This window comes from Roseomonas sp. 18066, from assembly GCF_902706185.1.
Taxonomy (GTDB): domain Bacteria; phylum Pseudomonadota; class Alphaproteobacteria; order Acetobacterales; family Acetobacteraceae; genus Pseudoroseomonas.
This window is the reverse complement of the sequence record NZ_CACSJM010000142.1, coordinates 1-14,611: the sequence shown is the minus strand read 5'-3', so window position 1 is coordinate 14,611 and position 14,611 is coordinate 1. Positions and strand designations below refer to the sequence as shown.

At 70.7% G+C, this 14,611-nt stretch carries 12 protein-coding genes; 7 read left to right on the top strand and 5 right to left on the bottom strand.

Going from position 1 to position 14,611, the window contains the following annotated elements:
* The 3 genes from GVN67_RS23145 to GVN67_RS23135 form a co-directional block, all read right to left on the bottom strand.
* Nucleotides 1-858: outer membrane protein (locus tag GVN67_RS23145; RefSeq protein ID WP_159999697.1), on the bottom strand; the 858-nt coding region annotated here is incomplete at its 3' end.
* Nucleotides 859-1,179: 321 nt separating this feature from the next.
* On the bottom strand, nt 1,180-1,755 hold the full coding sequence (locus GVN67_RS23140; protein ID WP_159999696.1) for a DUF924 family protein: 576 nt from the start codon (nt 1,753-1,755) through the stop codon (nt 1,180-1,182).
* Nucleotides 1,752-4,688 (bottom strand): FAD-binding and (Fe-S)-binding domain-containing protein, encoded by a 2,937-nt coding sequence (locus GVN67_RS23135; protein WP_159999695.1) that lies wholly within the window; start codon nt 4,686-4,688, stop codon nt 1,752-1,754. The genes GVN67_RS23140 and GVN67_RS23135 overlap by 4 nt, the downstream gene beginning before the upstream one ends.
* A 152-nt stretch (nt 4,689-4,840) precedes the next feature.
* Here GVN67_RS23135 and GVN67_RS23130 point away from each other — a divergent pair, with 152 nt between their 5' ends.
* Both GVN67_RS23130 and GVN67_RS23125 read left to right on the top strand, forming a co-directional pair.
* Entirely contained in the window at nt 4,841-6,025 is a 1,185-nt protein-coding gene (locus tag GVN67_RS23130; protein ID WP_159999694.1) for an alanine--glyoxylate aminotransferase family protein, read from the top strand.
* Between the two features lie 299 nt (nt 6,026-6,324).
* Nucleotides 6,325-7,632 (top strand): MFS transporter, encoded by a 1,308-nt coding sequence (locus tag GVN67_RS23125; protein WP_235035435.1) that lies wholly within the window; start codon nt 6,325-6,327, stop codon nt 7,630-7,632.
* Nucleotides 7,633-7,692: 60 nt separating this feature from the next.
* Here the strand turns inward: GVN67_RS23125 and GVN67_RS23120 are convergent, their stop codons facing one another.
* Complete coding sequence (locus GVN67_RS23120) at nt 7,693-8,940, bottom strand: amidase (RefSeq protein ID WP_159999693.1); 1,248 nt, start codon at nt 8,938-8,940, stop codon at nt 7,693-7,695.
* Between the two features lie 10 nt (nt 8,941-8,950).
* Nucleotides 8,951-9,982: a bile acid:sodium symporter family protein gene (locus tag GVN67_RS23115; RefSeq protein ID WP_159999692.1), complete on the bottom strand. Its 1,032-nt coding sequence runs from the start codon at nt 9,980-9,982 to the stop codon at nt 8,951-8,953.
* Between the two features lie 131 nt (nt 9,983-10,113).
* Between GVN67_RS23115 and GVN67_RS23110 the strand changes: the two genes are divergently transcribed.
* The 5 genes from GVN67_RS23110 (at nt 10,114) to GVN67_RS23090 (ending at nt 14,282) form a co-directional block, all read left to right on the top strand.
* A complete protein-coding gene (locus GVN67_RS23110; protein WP_159999691.1) occupies nt 10,114-10,971 on the top strand; it encodes a LysR family transcriptional regulator in 858 nt (285 codons plus the stop codon).
* Between the two features lie 60 nt (nt 10,972-11,031).
* On the top strand, nt 11,032-11,571 hold the full coding sequence (locus GVN67_RS23105; RefSeq protein ID WP_159999690.1) for a hypothetical protein: 540 nt from the start codon (nt 11,032-11,034) through the stop codon (nt 11,569-11,571).
* A 74-nt stretch (nt 11,572-11,645) separates the two neighbouring features.
* Nucleotides 11,646-12,026, top strand: coding sequence for a hypothetical protein (locus GVN67_RS23100; RefSeq protein WP_159999689.1), 381 nt, complete (start codon nt 11,646-11,648; stop codon nt 12,024-12,026).
* Nucleotides 11,965-13,293, top strand: coding sequence for an MFS transporter (locus tag GVN67_RS23095; RefSeq protein ID WP_255430429.1), 1,329 nt, complete (start codon nt 11,965-11,967; stop codon nt 13,291-13,293). The genes GVN67_RS23100 and GVN67_RS23095 overlap by 62 nt, the downstream gene beginning before the upstream one ends.
* The gene (locus tag GVN67_RS23090; RefSeq protein ID WP_159999688.1) at nt 13,290-14,282 is read left to right on the top strand and encodes a Gfo/Idh/MocA family protein; all 993 of its coding nucleotides are present in this window, start codon (nt 13,290-13,292) and stop codon (nt 14,280-14,282) included. The genes GVN67_RS23095 and GVN67_RS23090 overlap by 4 nt, the downstream gene beginning before the upstream one ends.
* The last annotated feature ends 329 nt before the right edge of the window (nt 14,283-14,611 follow it).

Here is a 14,611-nt window from a genome sequence, read left to right as displayed (position 1 = left end):
GGCCGCGACCGGGATCGGCGCCGGCGGGGTCGGGGTGTTGAAGGCGTAGCGCAGGCCCAGCATGGCGGAGTGGTTGCCGGACTGGTCGACTTCATACTTGCCCGAGGAGACGCGGCCGCCGGCCGGGTTGGTCACGGTGCCCTTGTAGTGGCCCTGCAGCGCGCCGGTGTAGCGGTACTCGGCGGTCAGCGAGAGGCCCGGCACGGCGGCGATCGGGAAGGCCAGGCCGGCGATGCCCTGATAGGCGAACTGGCCGTTGGTGTCGTCGATGCGGACGGTGTTGCCGCCCGGCGCCAGGCGGGTGCCCTTGGCGTCGATGTCGGTCCACATCCAGCCCACGCCGCCGCCGACATAGGGAACCACGGCCACCGGCATGTTGGGGAACCACTGCGGCAGCTGGAAGTCGTAGAAGACGTTGGCCATCACGCCATACTGCTGCTGCTCGCCGTCGATGCCGCGGAAGGCCACGCCCGGCGCGCCGCCGGTGCGACGCTGGAAGCCGCCCAGGCGATCGACGTTGTTGTGGCGGTAGTTGCCCTCGATCTCGGTGCGCAGGCCGTTGCCGAAGCCCCAGCCGACCGAGAGGACGCCGCCGAAGCCTTCCTCGAAGCCCAGATTGCCCTGGCGATTGCCGGAGGTGTTGTCGAAATAGGTGGCGTTGCCGCCGAGCGCGGTCAGGCCGCGGGCGTCAGAGTGGTTCCAGCCGGCGCCGGCGCCGAGATAGACGCCGGTGATCGGCGCGGCCGAGGGGTTCGGCAGGTACCAGGGGGTCGAGCTCGACTGGGCATGGGCCAGGCCGGCGGTGGCGACAGTGGTGCTGAGGACAGTGGCAGCGAGGAGCAGGCGGCGAAGCGTCATGTCTGTGTTCCCTAACGCCTAATTGGCAGGCGGAGGGGAAACCAAAGTTGCATGCTGCGGTTGCGCTGCGCTCCTGCAACGAGGCCACCCTGTGGCGAAACTGCCACAGGCCTGCCATGGCCTTGTCACCACACGCTAACGTCAGCCCGCATTTCACCGAATTTAAACAGTTTTTGGAGGGATGCGGTGGCGTGGCCGAGGCTCCGCCCGCGGCCCGGCAGCCGGCTCATCCCGCCGGTTTCGCCCTTCCAGCCATTTCTCGCGACCGGTTGCACACGGCTACGTGAACGCGGGAAAAGCGAACCGGCACGCAACCCGGCCTTAGAAGCCCGCGCCGGGCTGGGCGAGGTAGATCGTTTCAGCCTCGGTATCGGCACGGCCGAGCACGCCATTGCGGTGCGGGAAGCGGCCGAAGCGGCGGATCACCTGCCAGTGCCGCCAGGCGTAGTCGATGCCACCGCCGGCCGCCCGCTGCGGTGGAAAATCGCGAAGCCCCTCGAACAGGGTGACGGACAGCGCCTGGTCGGCCAGCGCCTCGGAATGCTCGAAGGGCAAATAGAGGAAGGGCCGCTGGTTCGAATGCAGCGCCAGGTCGTGGCGGTCGCGCAGCACCGCGCGGCGGGCGACGTCGCGCGCATGGGCGTCGCTGGCGAAGGCTTCGGCGCTGCCGCGGAACAGGTTGCGCGGGAACTGGTCGAGCAGGATCAGCAAGGCCAGCGCGCCGTCGGGCGCCGCCGCCCAGCCATCCAGCGCGCCTTCGCGGGCCGGCACCACCAGGGCGCCAAACCTGTCCCGGATGGTGGCGTCGAAGGCGTCGTCGCGCTGGAACCAGGCGGGGCGGGGGGTGGTGACATCGTCCTGGAACCAGAAGTCCAGGATGGCCTGCGCCTCGCTCATGCCGGCTTCGGGGCCGGCTTCAGCGCCCGGGCCAGCAGCTGCACCGAATGCAGCGCCTGCCGCCCCGACAGGTCGCGGATCTGGTGGCGGCAGGAGGTGCCATCGGCGAGGATGACATCCTCGATTGCGGCGGCGCGCACCGCCGGCAGCAGGGAAATCTCGGCCATGGCCTTGCTGGTCTCCTGTTTCGACGCCTCGTAGCCGAAGCTGCCGGCCATGCCGCAGCAGGAGGAGGCGATCGGGACCACCTCCATGCCCGGAATTTTCCTCAGTGTCTTCACCGCGGGCAGGAAGGCGCCGAAGGCCTTCTGGTGACAATGCCCGTGGATATGGGCCCGCGCCGGGCCGGGCGAGTGCAGCGGCAGGTCGACATTCTCCTTGGCCAGGAACTCGGTGAGCAGGAAGGCGCGCGAGGCCAGCTTCTCGCTCTCCCCGCCGGGAAGAAGGGACAGAAACTCGTCGCGGAGGGTGGTGAGGCAGGAGGGTTCCAGCCCGATCACCGGCGCGTCGCTGACCGCCAGCGCCGCCAGCGTCCGCCGCGCTTCGGCCCGCGCCCGGTCGACCATGCCGGCGGCGAGGTAGCTGCGGCCGCAGCACAGCGCGCGGCCTCGAGGGGCGGCGGCGGGGCGCACGCGATAGCCGGCGCGGCCCAGCACCGTCACCGCGTCGCGCAGGATCTCGGGTTCGTAGTGGCGGTTGAAGGTGTCGGCCCAGAGCAGCACCTCGCCGCGGTCGCCCTCGGTCTTGGCCTCGTCATCGCGGAAGGGGTTTCCGACGAACCGGGGCAGGGGGCGGGAGGCGGCGAGCCCCAGGAACCGTTCCGACAGCGACGCCAGCCCCGGCAGCCGGTCGCGCAGATTGGCGAGCGCCGGCAGGCGGGACGCCCAGGGCGCCCAGCGCGGCAGCTCGGCGATGATGCGGTCCTTCAGGGGAATGCCGTGCCGCTGCGCCCTGGCATAGGTCGCCTCGATCTTCATCTTCGCCATGTCGACGCCGGTGGGACACTCCCGCTTGCAGCCCTTGCACGAAACACAGAGCGACATCGCCTCGGCGACCTCGGGCCCGGCCAGGGCATCGGCGCCCAGCTGCCCGGTCAGCGCCAGGCGCAGGGTATTGGCCCGGCCGCGCGTCAGATGCTGCTCGTCCCGCGTGACGCGGAAGGAGGGGCACATGACATTGGCGTCGAACTTCCGGCAGGTGCCGTTGTTGTTGCACATCTCGACCGCGCCCAGCAGCCCGCCCTGCGGGTCGTCCGGCCCGCTGCGCCAGGCCGACCAGTCCAGCGCCGGGGTGATGGCGGCGTCCGCCGCATAGCCGGGCGGGTAGCGGAACAGCGACCGGTCATCCATCCGCGGCGCGCGGACGACGCGGCCGGGGTTGAGGAGCGCCGCCGGGTCGAAGGCGTCCTTCACCGCCTCGAAGGCGCGGGTGATACGGGCGCCGAACATCACCTCGTTGAATTCGGAGCGGACGATGCCGTCGCCATGCTCGCCGGAATGGCTGCCCTTGTATTCGCGAACGAGAGAAAAACATTCCTCCGCGATGGCCCGCATCTTGGTGACGTCCTCGCCCTGCTTCATGTTCAGCACCGGGCGGACATGCAGGCAGCCGACGCTGGCATGGGCGTACCAGGTGCCCTTGGTGCCATGGCGAGCGAAGACATCGTTCAGCCGCTCGGTATAGTCGGCGAGGTCGGCCAGATCGACGGCGGTGTCCTCGATGAAGGAGACCGGCTTCCCGTCGCCCTTCATCGACATCATGATGTTGAGGCCCGCCTCGCGCACCTCGGCGACGCTGGCCTGGAAGGCGGGGTCGGTGACCCGCACCACGGCCCCCGGATAGCCCAGGTCACCCATCCGTTCTTCGAGCCTGTCGAGCTCCTTCAACAACGCCGCGTCGTCGTCGCCATGGAACTCGACGATGAGCAGAGAATCCGGCTCGCCGATGACGATCGCGTCGATGGTCGCGCGGTAGATCGCGATCGAGCGGCCGAGGTCGATCATGGTGCGGTCGACCAGCTCGACGGCTTCGGGCTGCAGCGCCACCAAATGCTCGCTGGCCGCCATGGCGGCGCGGAAGGACGGAAACTGGCAGATGCCCAGCACCTTGCGCGGCTTGATCGGCCAGAGCTTCAGCTGCAGCGCCGCCGAGAAGGCCAGCGTGCCCTCGCTGCCCACCAGCAGCCGCGCCAGGTTGCCGCGCCCCGCCATCCGCGCCGCGGGGGTGAGGGCGTCGATATTGTAGCCGCCGACCCGGCGCAGCTGTTTTGGAAACCGCGCCGCGATTTCTTCGGCTTCCCGCGCGCCGAGCTGGCGCAGCGCCTGGATCAGCGCGGCCGTCGGGCCGGGGATGTCGTCGCCCAGATTGTCGGGCAGGTCACCGAAGGTGAAGCGGCTGCCATCCGCCAGCAGCGCGTCGATGGCCAGCACATTGTCGGCCATCAGCCCGTAGCGGATCGACTTGCTGCCGCAGGAATTGTTGCCCGCCATGCCGCCGATGGTGCAGCGCGCCCAGGTCGAAGGATCGACGGGGAAAAACTTTTTGCCGTTCTTCAGCGTGTCGTTGAGGGCGCCCAAAGCGATGCCCGGCTCCACCCAGGCCGTGTCGCCTTCGACCGAAAGAACCCGGCGCAGATGCTTGCTGCCATCGATCACCAGCGCCCGGTTCACCGTCTGGCCGCATTGGCTGGTGCCGCCGCCGCGGGGCAGCACCGGCACGCCGGCCTCGCGGCAGATCGCCAGGGCCGCGGCCACATCCGCCTGCGTCTTCGGCACCAGCACGCCAATCGGCTCCACCTGGTAGATGCTGGCATCGGTGGCGTAGCGGCCGCGATCGCCGGGGGCGAAGCGCACCTCGCCCTCGACCGCGCGCTTCAGCCGGGCGGCGAGCGCGGCATCGCCCGGCTGCACCTTGGACTGGTGGATGGCATTCATGGACGGGTCCCGCATTCTTCCTTGGCGCCGAGGCTAGCGCGGGGGCGGGCGGCTGTCCGATCTATAATGCTCATCAATCCGACAAGGCGAACTCATTGGCGCTGCATATGGAACGCGCCTAGACCGGCGGCAGAAGCACGAGGGAGGCAAGCATGGCCTATTTCCAGTCGAAGCCCGTGGCGGGCCGGCATTTCCTGCAGATCCCGGGTCCGACCAATGTGCCGGACCGCGTGCTGCGGGCGCTGGACAACCCGACCATGGACCATCGCGGCCCGGATTTCGGCCTGTTCGGCGCCCAGCTGCTGGAGAAGGTCAAGGCCGTCTTCAAGACCACCCAGCCGGTGGTGATCTACCCGGCCTCCGGCACCGGGGCCTGGGAGGCGGCGCTGGTCAACACCCTGTCGCCCGGCGACCAGGTGCTGATGTGCGAAACCGGCCAGTTTTCCTTCCTGTGGCGCGAGATGGCGGAGCGCCTCGGCATCCGCCCCGAGATCATCCAGACCGACTGGCGCCGTGGCGCCGATGTGCCGGGCATCGAGGCCCGGCTGCGCGCCGACCGCGACCACGCCATCAAGGCGGTCTGCGTCGTGCATAACGAGACCTCGACCGGCGCCACCTCCCGCGTCGACGAGGTGCGCCGCGCCATCGACGCGGCCGGCCACCCGGCGCTGCTGCTGGTCGACACTATTTCTTCTCTCGGCTCGATCGACTACCGCCACGACGAATGGGGCGTCGACGTCACGGTGGCGGGCAGCCAGAAGGGGCTGATGCTGCCCCCCGGCCTGTCTTTCAATGCCATCAGCCCGAAGGCGCTGAAGGCGGCCGAGACCGCCAGGTCGCCGCGCAGCTTCTGGGACTGGCGGCCGATGCTGGCCAGCAACGCCACCGGCTACTTCCCCTACACGCCGGCCACCAACATGCTCTACGCGCTGGACACCGCGCTGGACCTGCTGCTGGCCGAGGGGCTGGAGAACGTCTTCGCCCGCCATGACCGCCATGCCGAGGCCACCCGCCGCGCCGTCCGCGCCTGGGGGCTGGAGGTGCAGTGCGAGGACCCGTGGCATTTCTCCTCGGCGCTCACCGCCGTCCGCGTGCCGGAGGGGCATTCGGCCAATGCGCTGCGCGCCGCCATCCTGCAGAAGTTCAACATGAGCCTGGGCAATGGCCTCGGCCGGCTGAACGACCGGGTGTTCCGCATCGGCCATCTGGGCGACTTCAACGACCTGGCGCTGATGGGCACGCTGACCGGCGTCGAGATGGGGCTGCGCATCGCGGGCGTGCCGCATGCCGATGAGGGGGTGAAGGCCGCCATGGATTATCTGGCCGGCAACAGCTGACCCGCCCGCCCGGCATGACAAAAAGCTTAGCCGGGACAGGGCCGGGCCGGACCGATCCGGCAGCGCGATGGCCCGGAAAGCCGCCCGCTGCCCCAGAAGCCTTGCGGGACCGCAAATAATCCGTCCGGCGCGCTGACTTAAAGTTGCGCGCCGGACACCCGCCAAGAAATGAACTATCGACTAACGCGGCAGACCGGCGCAAAACCCCCGCCACGCCGGCCCCAGGGCCGGCTGGCATAAACGACTTCGGGGGAAGCGCTATGGGCGCAGCTTTCGGCCAGGGCTCGGCCCCGGCCCCCATGCACGCGATCAGCGCCATCGAGCGCAGCACCATGCGCAAGGTCGCCTGGCGGCTGCTGCCTTTCCTGATCGTCTGCTACTTCATCTCCTATCTCGACCGGGTGAATGTCGGCTTCGCGGGCCCGGCGATGCGCGCCGATCTCGGCCTGTCGGCCACCGCCTTCGGGACCGCCGCCGGCATCTTCTTCCTGGCCTATTTCGCCTTCGAGGTGCCGAGCAACCTGGCGCTGAACCGCTTCGGCGCGCGGATCTGGATCGCCCGCATCATGATCACCTGGGGCATCCTGTCGGGCGCCCAGGCCTTCGTGACCGGGCCCACCAGCTTCAACATCGTCCGCGTGCTGCTCGGCGCCGCCGAGGCCGGCTTCTTCCCCGGCGTCATCTTCTACCTGACGCTGTGGTTCCCCAGCGCCTATCGCGGCCGCATCGTCGGATGGTTCATGTTCGCCATCCCCTTCTCCTCCGCGCTCGGCTCGCCGGTCTCCGGCTATCTGCTGAACATGGACGGGATCTGGGGCCTGCATGGCTGGCAGTGGATGTTCATCATCGAGGCCATCCCGGCCCTGCTGATGACCGGCGGCGTGCTGTGGTACCTGACCGACCGCCCGTCGGAAGCCGACTGGCTGACCGTCGAGGAGAAGGCCTGGCTGAGCCGGACGCTGGCCGAGGAGGAAAGCGCCCGCGAGGCCGTGGTCAGCTTCAAGTGGTGGGAGACCCTGCTGAACCCGCGGATCATCGGCTATGGCCTGGTCTATCTGGGGCTGGTCTCGCCGCTCTACACGCTGGGCTTCTTCCAGCCGCAGATCATCAAGGCGCTGGGCAACGTGTCCAACGTGCAGCTCGGCTTCCTGAACGCCTTCCCCTATGCGGTGGGCGCGGTGACCATGGTGCTGTGGGGCTTCTTCTCCGACCGGATCAAGGAGCGGAAATGGACCACCATCTTCGCCGCCGCCTGCGCCACCGCCGGGCTGCTGATCGCCGCCAGCAATGACGGGCTGGTCCTCAAGCTGATCGGCCTGGCGCTGGCCAGCTACGGCATCTTCGCCGCCCTGCCGATCTTCTGGTCGCTGCCTACCGCCATGCTCAGCGGCGTCGCCGCCGCGGCCGGCATCGCCTGGATCAACTCGGTCGGCAATCTCGGCGGCTATTTCGGGCCGCAGGTCTTCGGCATCATCAAGGACCGGACGGGCGGCGACTATTACGGGCTGCTGTTCATGGCGGCGCTGCCGATCATGTCGATCGTGCTGGTGATGATCCTGGACCGCAAGCCGCTGGCGGCGCGGCCGGCGGCAGCTCCCGCCGAGTGACGGCAGGGGAGGCCCGGGCGATCCGGGCCTCCTCGCCAAAGCCTGGCCGTCGTCGGACGGTCAGCGCGCGATCACCTTCTCCACCCATCGCGCCCAGCCCAGCAGCGCCGCGTCCTGGCCGAAGGGCGCCACCAGCTGGATGCCCAGCGGCATCCCCGCCGGGCCGCGCGCCGCATCCAGGCTGATGCAGGGCCCGTGCAGCGCGGTCCACAGCGCGTTGCAGACCGGCTCGCCCGTCGACTCCAGGCCCTCCGGCGCCTCGCCGGGGGCGGAGGCGGTCAGCAGGATGTCGTAATCCGCCATGAAGTCCAGGAAGGCGGCGCGGCCGCTGGCAAAGGTGGCGCGGCCCCCGGCCAGGGTGGCGGCGGTCATCGCCTCGGCCCAGTCCAGCCGCTCGTTCAGCACCGCGGAGATTCGGTCGCGGTGGTGGACGCGTTCCCAGGCCAGCGACTGCAGCGTCTCGCCATGCATGACCGTCGGATGCGCCTCGTTCACCGCCAGCACCGCCTCGGGCAAAGCGAGCGTCGTCACCCTGGCGCCGGCGGCCGAGAGGCGGGCCGCGGTGCCGTCCAGCAGCGCGCGGGTCTCGGGGGTGAGACGGTCCTCGGCGGGGCCGAAGCACAGGGCGACGCGCGGCGCGGTCTCGGCCACGGCCGAAAGATCCTGGTTGGTCAGGACGCCCGCGAAGAGCGCGCAATCGGCAGCGCCGCGGCCGAAGACGCCGATGGTGTCGAGGCTTTCCGCCATCACCTTCATCCCCGCCCGGTGGATCAGCCCATGGCTGGGCTTGAAGCCGGCGATGCCGCAATAGGCCGCCGGCCGCAGCACCGAGCCGGCGGTCTGGGTGCCGAAGGCCAGCGGGAAGAAGCCGGCGGCGACGCCGGCGGCGGAGCCGGAGCTCGACCCGCCCGGCGTGCGCTTCACGTCATGCGGATTCGCCGTCGGCCCGGCGCGGCGGGTGGCGAATTCGGTGGTCACCGTCTTGCCGATGACGCGGCCGCCGGCCGCGCGGGTGCGGGTGACGGCGAAGGCATCGGCGCGGGGCTGGTGCCCGGCCCAGATCGGCGAGCCGTATTCGGAAGCCAGGTCGCTGGTGTCGAGCACATCCTTGACGCCGACGGGCAGGCCGCCGAGCGGGCCTTCCACCGTGGCGGGCATCGAGGATGCGCGGGTGGTGAAGGCGCGCACCGCGGGCTCGCGCATCGCGATGCGGTCCTGGCAGGCTTCCCAGAGCGCGGGGGCGGTCAGCTGCCCGGCGGCGATAAGCCGCAGGGCCTCGGTGGCGGAGAGATCGGCGGGATGGGTCATGCCCGCGATGCTAGGCCAAATGCGGCGTGGGTCCAGAGGCGAGGGTAGGGGCCTCGGATTTCGTTTCTTCCTGTCCCGCGCGGCTGGCATAGCGACGGGCAAGTGCTGCGCAGGCAAACAGCTGCAGCTGGTGGAACAGGATCAGCGGCAGCACGATCAGGCCGACGCTGGCGGCGGGGAACAGGATATTGGCCATCGGGATGCCGCTGGCGATGCTCTTCTTCGAGCCGCAGAAGACGGCCACCACCTCGTCGGCGCGCGACAGGCCCATGCGGCGGCTGATGAAGCGCGTCGAGCCCAGCACCGCCGCCAGCAGCGCCGCGTTCAGCGCCACGATCAGCGCCAGGGTGGCCAGGTCCATCTGCTGCCAGATGCCGGCATTCATGCCCTCGGAGAAGGCGGTGTAGACCGAGATCAAAATCGAGCCGCGGTCGACCAGCCCCACCACCAGCTTGTTGCGCTTCAGGAAGCCGCCGATCAGCGGCCGCGCCGCCTGGCCGAGCGCGAAGGGCAGCAGCAGGTGCAGCGCGATGTCCCAGACGATGTCGGTGGAGAAGCCGCCGGCGCCGCTGGTCTGCATCAGCACGGCGACCAGCAGCGGCGTCAGCAGCATGCCGACCAGGTTCGACAGCGTCGCCGCGCAGAGGGCGGCCGGCACATTGCCGCGCGCCACCGCGGTGAAGGCGATCGACGACTGCACGGTGGAAGGCAGCACGCAGATGAACAGAATACCGAGCGACAGCATCGGCGGCAGGAAGGGCTTCAGCGCGAAGGTCAGCGCCAGGCCGAGGAGGGGGAACAGCAGATAGGTGGAGCTCGCCACCAGCGCCTGCAGCCGCCAGTGCAGCAGCCCGTCCAGCACCGCCTTCGGCGCCAGCTTGGCGCCATGCAGGAAGAACAGCAGGGCCACCGCCAGCGAGGCGACATGGCTCATGGCCTCCGCCGCCTGGCCGCGGGCCGGCAGCAGCGCCGCCAGGATGACCGTCGCCACCAGCTGGATCAGGAAGGGATCGATGCGCAGGCGGCGTAGGAAGGCGGGCATCGGCGGCGGCTCCGGTTGCGGCGCAACCCGATCAGGCCGGTTGCGGCGCAGCAGAACTAGACCCGCGCCCCCTCATTCCGCGAGGGAATGTTTTTAATATCAGTCAGCGCAAAGCATGATAACCGTGAGGGATGGTCCCGCCGCTCCTGCTCCGCTCCTTCCTGGCTGTCGCCGAGACGCGCAGCTTCACCCGCGCCGCCGAGCGCCTCGGCCTGCGCCAATCCACCGTCAGCCAGCATATCCGCAAGCTGGAGGAGCAGCTGGGCCGCGCCCTCTTCGCCCGCGACACCCATGCGGTGGGGCTGACCCCGGATGGCGACGCCCTGGTCGACTTCGCCCGCCAGGTGCTGGAGGCCAATGCGCGGATGGAGCGTTTCTTCCAGGGCAGCCAGCTGCGCGGCCGCATCCGCCTCGGCGCCTCGGAGGATTTCGTCTCCGCCCAGCTGGCCCAGGTGCTGGCCGAGTTCACCCAGGCGCATAGCGCGGTCGACCTGGAGCTGACCGTCGGCCTCAGCGGCATCCTCTATGAGCGCTATGACGCCGGGGAGCTCGACGTCATCGTCGTCAAGCGCCGCACCGGCGACCCGCGCGGCCAGCTCGCCTGGCGCGAGGCGCTGGCCTGGGTCGGCCGCCCCGGCTGGCGCCCCGACCCCGCCCTGCCGCTGCCGCTGGTGCTGTATCCGCCGCCCTCGATCACCCGGGCGCTCGCCTTGGCCGCGCTGGAGGCCGCCGGCCGCTCCTGGCGCGTCGCCTGCTCCAGCGCCAGCCTCAGCGGGCTGCGCGCCGCGGCCCAGGCGGGGCTGGGCGTCGCGCCACATTCGCGCCGGCTGCTGCCGCCGGGGCTGGCACCCCTGCCGCCGTCGCGCCACCTGCCGCCCTTGGGAGAAATCGAGTTCGTCGTCATCGGCCCCGGCCCCCAGCACCGCGTCGCCGCCGCCCTGACCGCGGCGCTGCTGGCCCGCCCGCCGGAATGGCAGCCGGAGGGTTGATGGCGTTCCCGGCGCGCCGCCCCCTGGCGGCAGCGCTTCCGCATCCCCATTCTGGGGCGCATGTCCGATGCTCGTCCCAACGGGGCCGCCATCCGGGTCGCGGTCGGCGCCGATGGGGCGCTGCTCTATGCCGTGCCCGGTGGCCCTGAAGCCCTGCCGCCCGTCGCCCCCCGCGCCCTGAGCCTGGCCTGGGACGCCGCGCGCGCCGCCGCCGCCGCCGAGGCCTGGGGGCCGCATCGCAGCCTGGCCTTCGAGACCGGCATCGTCCTGGCGCTGGCCGATGCCGACGCCGCCTGCTGGGCCGAGGCGGTGGACCGCAGCGTCGGGCTGGAGCGGCTGGAAGGCCTGGCGCTGTGCCTGCGGCTGCTGGCGCTGGTCGAGCTGCTGGGCCGCGCCCCCTGGCTGCGCGGGATGTTCGCCATCGGCGCGGAAGGGATCGAGCTGCATCCGGCGCTGCTGGCCGCCGCGGCGGCGCAGCCGCTGGATGCCGCCGGCCGGTTCGACGAAACCGCCCTGAAGCGTCTATTGTCCAACCGCATTGCCGGCACGACCGGCGCGGCGGTCTCCGGGGAGGGGGCAGGGCGCATCGGCCCGGCCTGATTCTTTCTCGACGGGGGCTGCGCGCCGGCCGCGCCCCTGCCAGAACCCTTGACCAGATCCCGCCGGAGCGCGCCATGAAACGCCTTGCCCTTTCCCTGCTGCTGTTGACGGGCGCCTGCGCCGTGGCGCCCCGCAGCGCCGAGGAGCAGCAGTCCGACGCCGCCCGCGCCGCCTGCCGCGTCGATGCCGAGCGGCAGATGCGCTACCGCGAGCGCGGCCAGACCATGCGGGTCGACGAGGCCGAGTCGCGCATGGGCAGCGGCGCCTATATCGGCAACCCGCTCGAGCGCAGCCAGATGGGCGCCCGCTTCGAGATGGAGCAGATGATCCAGGAATGCCTGCGCGGCGCCAATGCGCAGCCGGCCGCCACCCCGGCGCCCGCCGCGGCGACCCCTGCCGCCCCGGCGCCGACACCGGCCGCCACCCCGCCCGTGCGGAGCCGGCGGGGCTCCTGACCTGCCGCTGTTCCGGTCGCCTTTCGGCGCGCTGTCCCGCGCGCTGGCGACCCGGAATGCGCGCATCTTCTTCGGCGCCAGCCTGACCTCCTGGACCGGCCTGTGGATGCACCGCATCGCGGTCGCCTGGCTGGCCTGGGAGATGACCCGCAGCGCGCTGTGGGTCGGGCTGGTCGCCTTCAGCGACCTGGCGCCGGCCGCGGTGATCAGCCCGATCGCCGGCGCGGTCGCCGACCGGCTGGACCGCCTCAAGCTCGCCACCATCTCCCAGGCGGTGATCGGGGTGGAGGCGGCGGTGGTGGCCACCCTGGTCGCCACCGACAATATCTCGATCGGGCTGCTGGTGGCGCTGGAGCTCTGCAGCGGCACGGCGGCCAGCTTCGCCCAGCCGGCGCGGCAGACGCTGATGTCGGGCATCGTGCCGCGCGCCGACCTGCCCGCGGCCGTGGCCTGCAATTCCCTGGTCTTCAACGTCGCCCGCTTCATCGGGCCCGCGCTCGCCGGCCCGGTGATCGCGGTCTTCGGCGTGGCACCCGCCATCGCCTGCAACGCGCTGGCCTATGGCAGCGCGGTGCTCACCATGCCGATGCTGCGCGTCGACCCGGCGCATCGCCACGGCCACCCGGCCACCGCCAGCTTTATCGGCGAGGTGCGCGAAGGCTTCCAATACGTCGCCCGCCATCCGGGGCTGGGCCCGCTGCTGGCCTATGCCGCCAGCATCGGCGTGCTGCTGCGCTGCGTGCAGGAGCTGCTGCCGCCCTTCGTCGAGCGCAATTTCGGCCGCGGCGCCGAATCGCTGGCACTTCTGACCGCCTCCTTCGGCGTGGGCGCCCTGATCGCCGGCTTCTGGCTGGCTGCCCGCGGCCGCACCGCCGGGGCGACGGCCATCGCCATCCGCGCCGGCATGCTGCAGGCCATCGCCACCGCCGGCTTCGTCGCCACCACGTGGTTCCCGATGGGCCTGCTCTGCGCCGCGCTGATCGGCGCCAGCGCCTCGCTGCACGGCATCTCGGTGCAGCAGCTGGCGCAGACCGCGGCCGACCCCGCCATGCGCGGCCGGGTGCTGGCGCTGTGGGGGATGATCACCCGGGCCTGCCCGGCGCTGGGGGCGCTGCTGCTGGGCGCCTCGGGCGAGGTCTTCGGCCTGCGCTGGCCGACGCTGATCGCCTGCGCCCTGGCGCTGGCCATCTATGCCTGGGGCCGCGCCCGGCGCGAGAAAATCGAGGCGGTGCTCGAAGGCCCGCCGGACGACGGAGAGAACAGATGAGCTTGCAGGCCGCCATCATCGGCATGGGTCGCTGGGGTCGAATCCTGGTGGAAAGCGTCCAGAACAAGAATGAGGCCCAGGCTGGGGCGGGCATCCGCTTCGTCGCCGGCAGCACCGGCACGCCGGACAAGGCGCGCGACTGGGCCGCCGCCCAGGGCATCCGCCTGCACGACACCTTCGAGGCGGCGCTGGCCGACCCCGAGGTCCAGGCCGTGGTGCTGGCGACCCCGCACAAGCTGCATGCGCGCCAGGTCGAGGCCGCCGCCGCGGCCGGCAAGCATGTTTTCGTCGAAAAGCCCTTCACCCTCGACAAGGAAAGCGCCGCCGCCGCCGTCGAGGCCTGCCGCAAGGCCGGCGTGGTCCTGGCCTTGGGCCACAACCGCCGCTTCCTCCCCGCCGTCGCCGAATTGAAAGAAATGCTGGCCGATGGCCGCCTCGGCACGCTGCTGCATGTCGAGGGCCATTTCAGCGGCCCGGGCGCCGCGGCCTATAAGCCCGGCATGTGGCGCGCCGACCGCGCCGAAAGCCCGCTGGGCGGCATGGGCGGCATGGGCATCCACATGATCGACATGATGGTGAACCTGGCCGGCCCGATCGCCGAGGTCACCGTGGCCAGCACCGCCCGCGTGCTGACCAACGGCCTGGACGACACCACCGCCATGCTGTGCCGCTTCGCCAGCGGCGCTACCGGCACCTTCGCGACGCTCGCCTACGCCCCGCGCTGCTGGCGCGTGGCGCTCTACGGCAGCGAAGGCTGGGCGGAGCTGACCGACCACGAGCACCTGGTCTTCCGCCCCCGCGAGGGCGAGACCCTTGTGCAGGATTTCCCCAAGGTCGATATCGAGCGCGCCGAGCTGGAAGCCTTTGCCGCCGCCGTCGCCGGGGGCGCCACCTATCCGCTGCCGCTGGACCAGGCGATCCACGGGGTGTCGGTGTTCGAGACGATGATCGTCTCGGCCGCCTCGGGGGGGAGCCACGCGGTTCCTTGAAGAGAAGACAGGGATAGAAGGGATGGAGGTCGGGGGAATGAATTCCCCCGAACCCCCATCTTTTTTCTGATGACCGGCCGTGGCGGGACCTGCCAGGGCATCACGGCGGGACACATTTTATAAAGGGGCGCAGCCTCACGGGCCGCGCTCCGCTTCAGTGCCGTGTCCCGCTTCACCGCAAGGCAGCGGCAGCCAGACAGAAAAAAGAAGCGACTGTCTTGGGTGTCAAGCGGTCTGCTCCTTCGCGGAGGTTGTGGTTCTCCAGGGTGTTGAGCTTTGGAGGATGGCATTGAGGATGGTGAGCAGCTTGCGGGCGATGGCGATCAGGG

Excerpts from the sequence above, each read along its gene's own strand:
- GVN67_RS23105 (WP_159999690.1), top strand. The coding sequence starts at position 11,032 with ATGTCCGATGCTCGTCCCAACGGGGCCGCCATCCGGGTCGCGGTCGGC.
- GVN67_RS23135 (WP_159999695.1), bottom strand. The coding sequence starts at position 4,688 with ATGAATGCCATCCACCAGTCCAAGGTGCAGCCGGGCGATGCCGCGCTC.
- GVN67_RS23090 (WP_159999688.1), top strand. The coding sequence starts at position 13,290 with ATGAGCTTGCAGGCCGCCATCATCGGCATGGGTCGCTGGGGTCGAATC.
- GVN67_RS23125 (WP_235035435.1), top strand. The coding sequence starts at position 6,325 with ATGCACGCGATCAGCGCCATCGAGCGCAGCACCATGCGCAAGGTCGCC.
- GVN67_RS23130 (WP_159999694.1), top strand. The coding sequence starts at position 4,841 with ATGGCCTATTTCCAGTCGAAGCCCGTGGCGGGCCGGCATTTCCTGCAG.
- GVN67_RS23120 (WP_159999693.1), bottom strand. The coding sequence starts at position 8,940 with ATGACCCATCCCGCCGATCTCTCCGCCACCGAGGCCCTGCGGCTTATC.
- GVN67_RS23110 (WP_159999691.1), top strand. The coding sequence starts at position 10,114 with ATGGTCCCGCCGCTCCTGCTCCGCTCCTTCCTGGCTGTCGCCGAGACG.
- GVN67_RS23115 (WP_159999692.1), bottom strand. The coding sequence starts at position 9,982 with ATGCCCGCCTTCCTACGCCGCCTGCGCATCGATCCCTTCCTGATCCAG.
- GVN67_RS23140 (WP_159999696.1), bottom strand. The coding sequence starts at position 1,755 with ATGAGCGAGGCGCAGGCCATCCTGGACTTCTGGTTCCAGGACGATGTC.
- GVN67_RS23100 (WP_159999689.1), top strand. The coding sequence starts at position 11,646 with ATGAAACGCCTTGCCCTTTCCCTGCTGCTGTTGACGGGCGCCTGCGCC.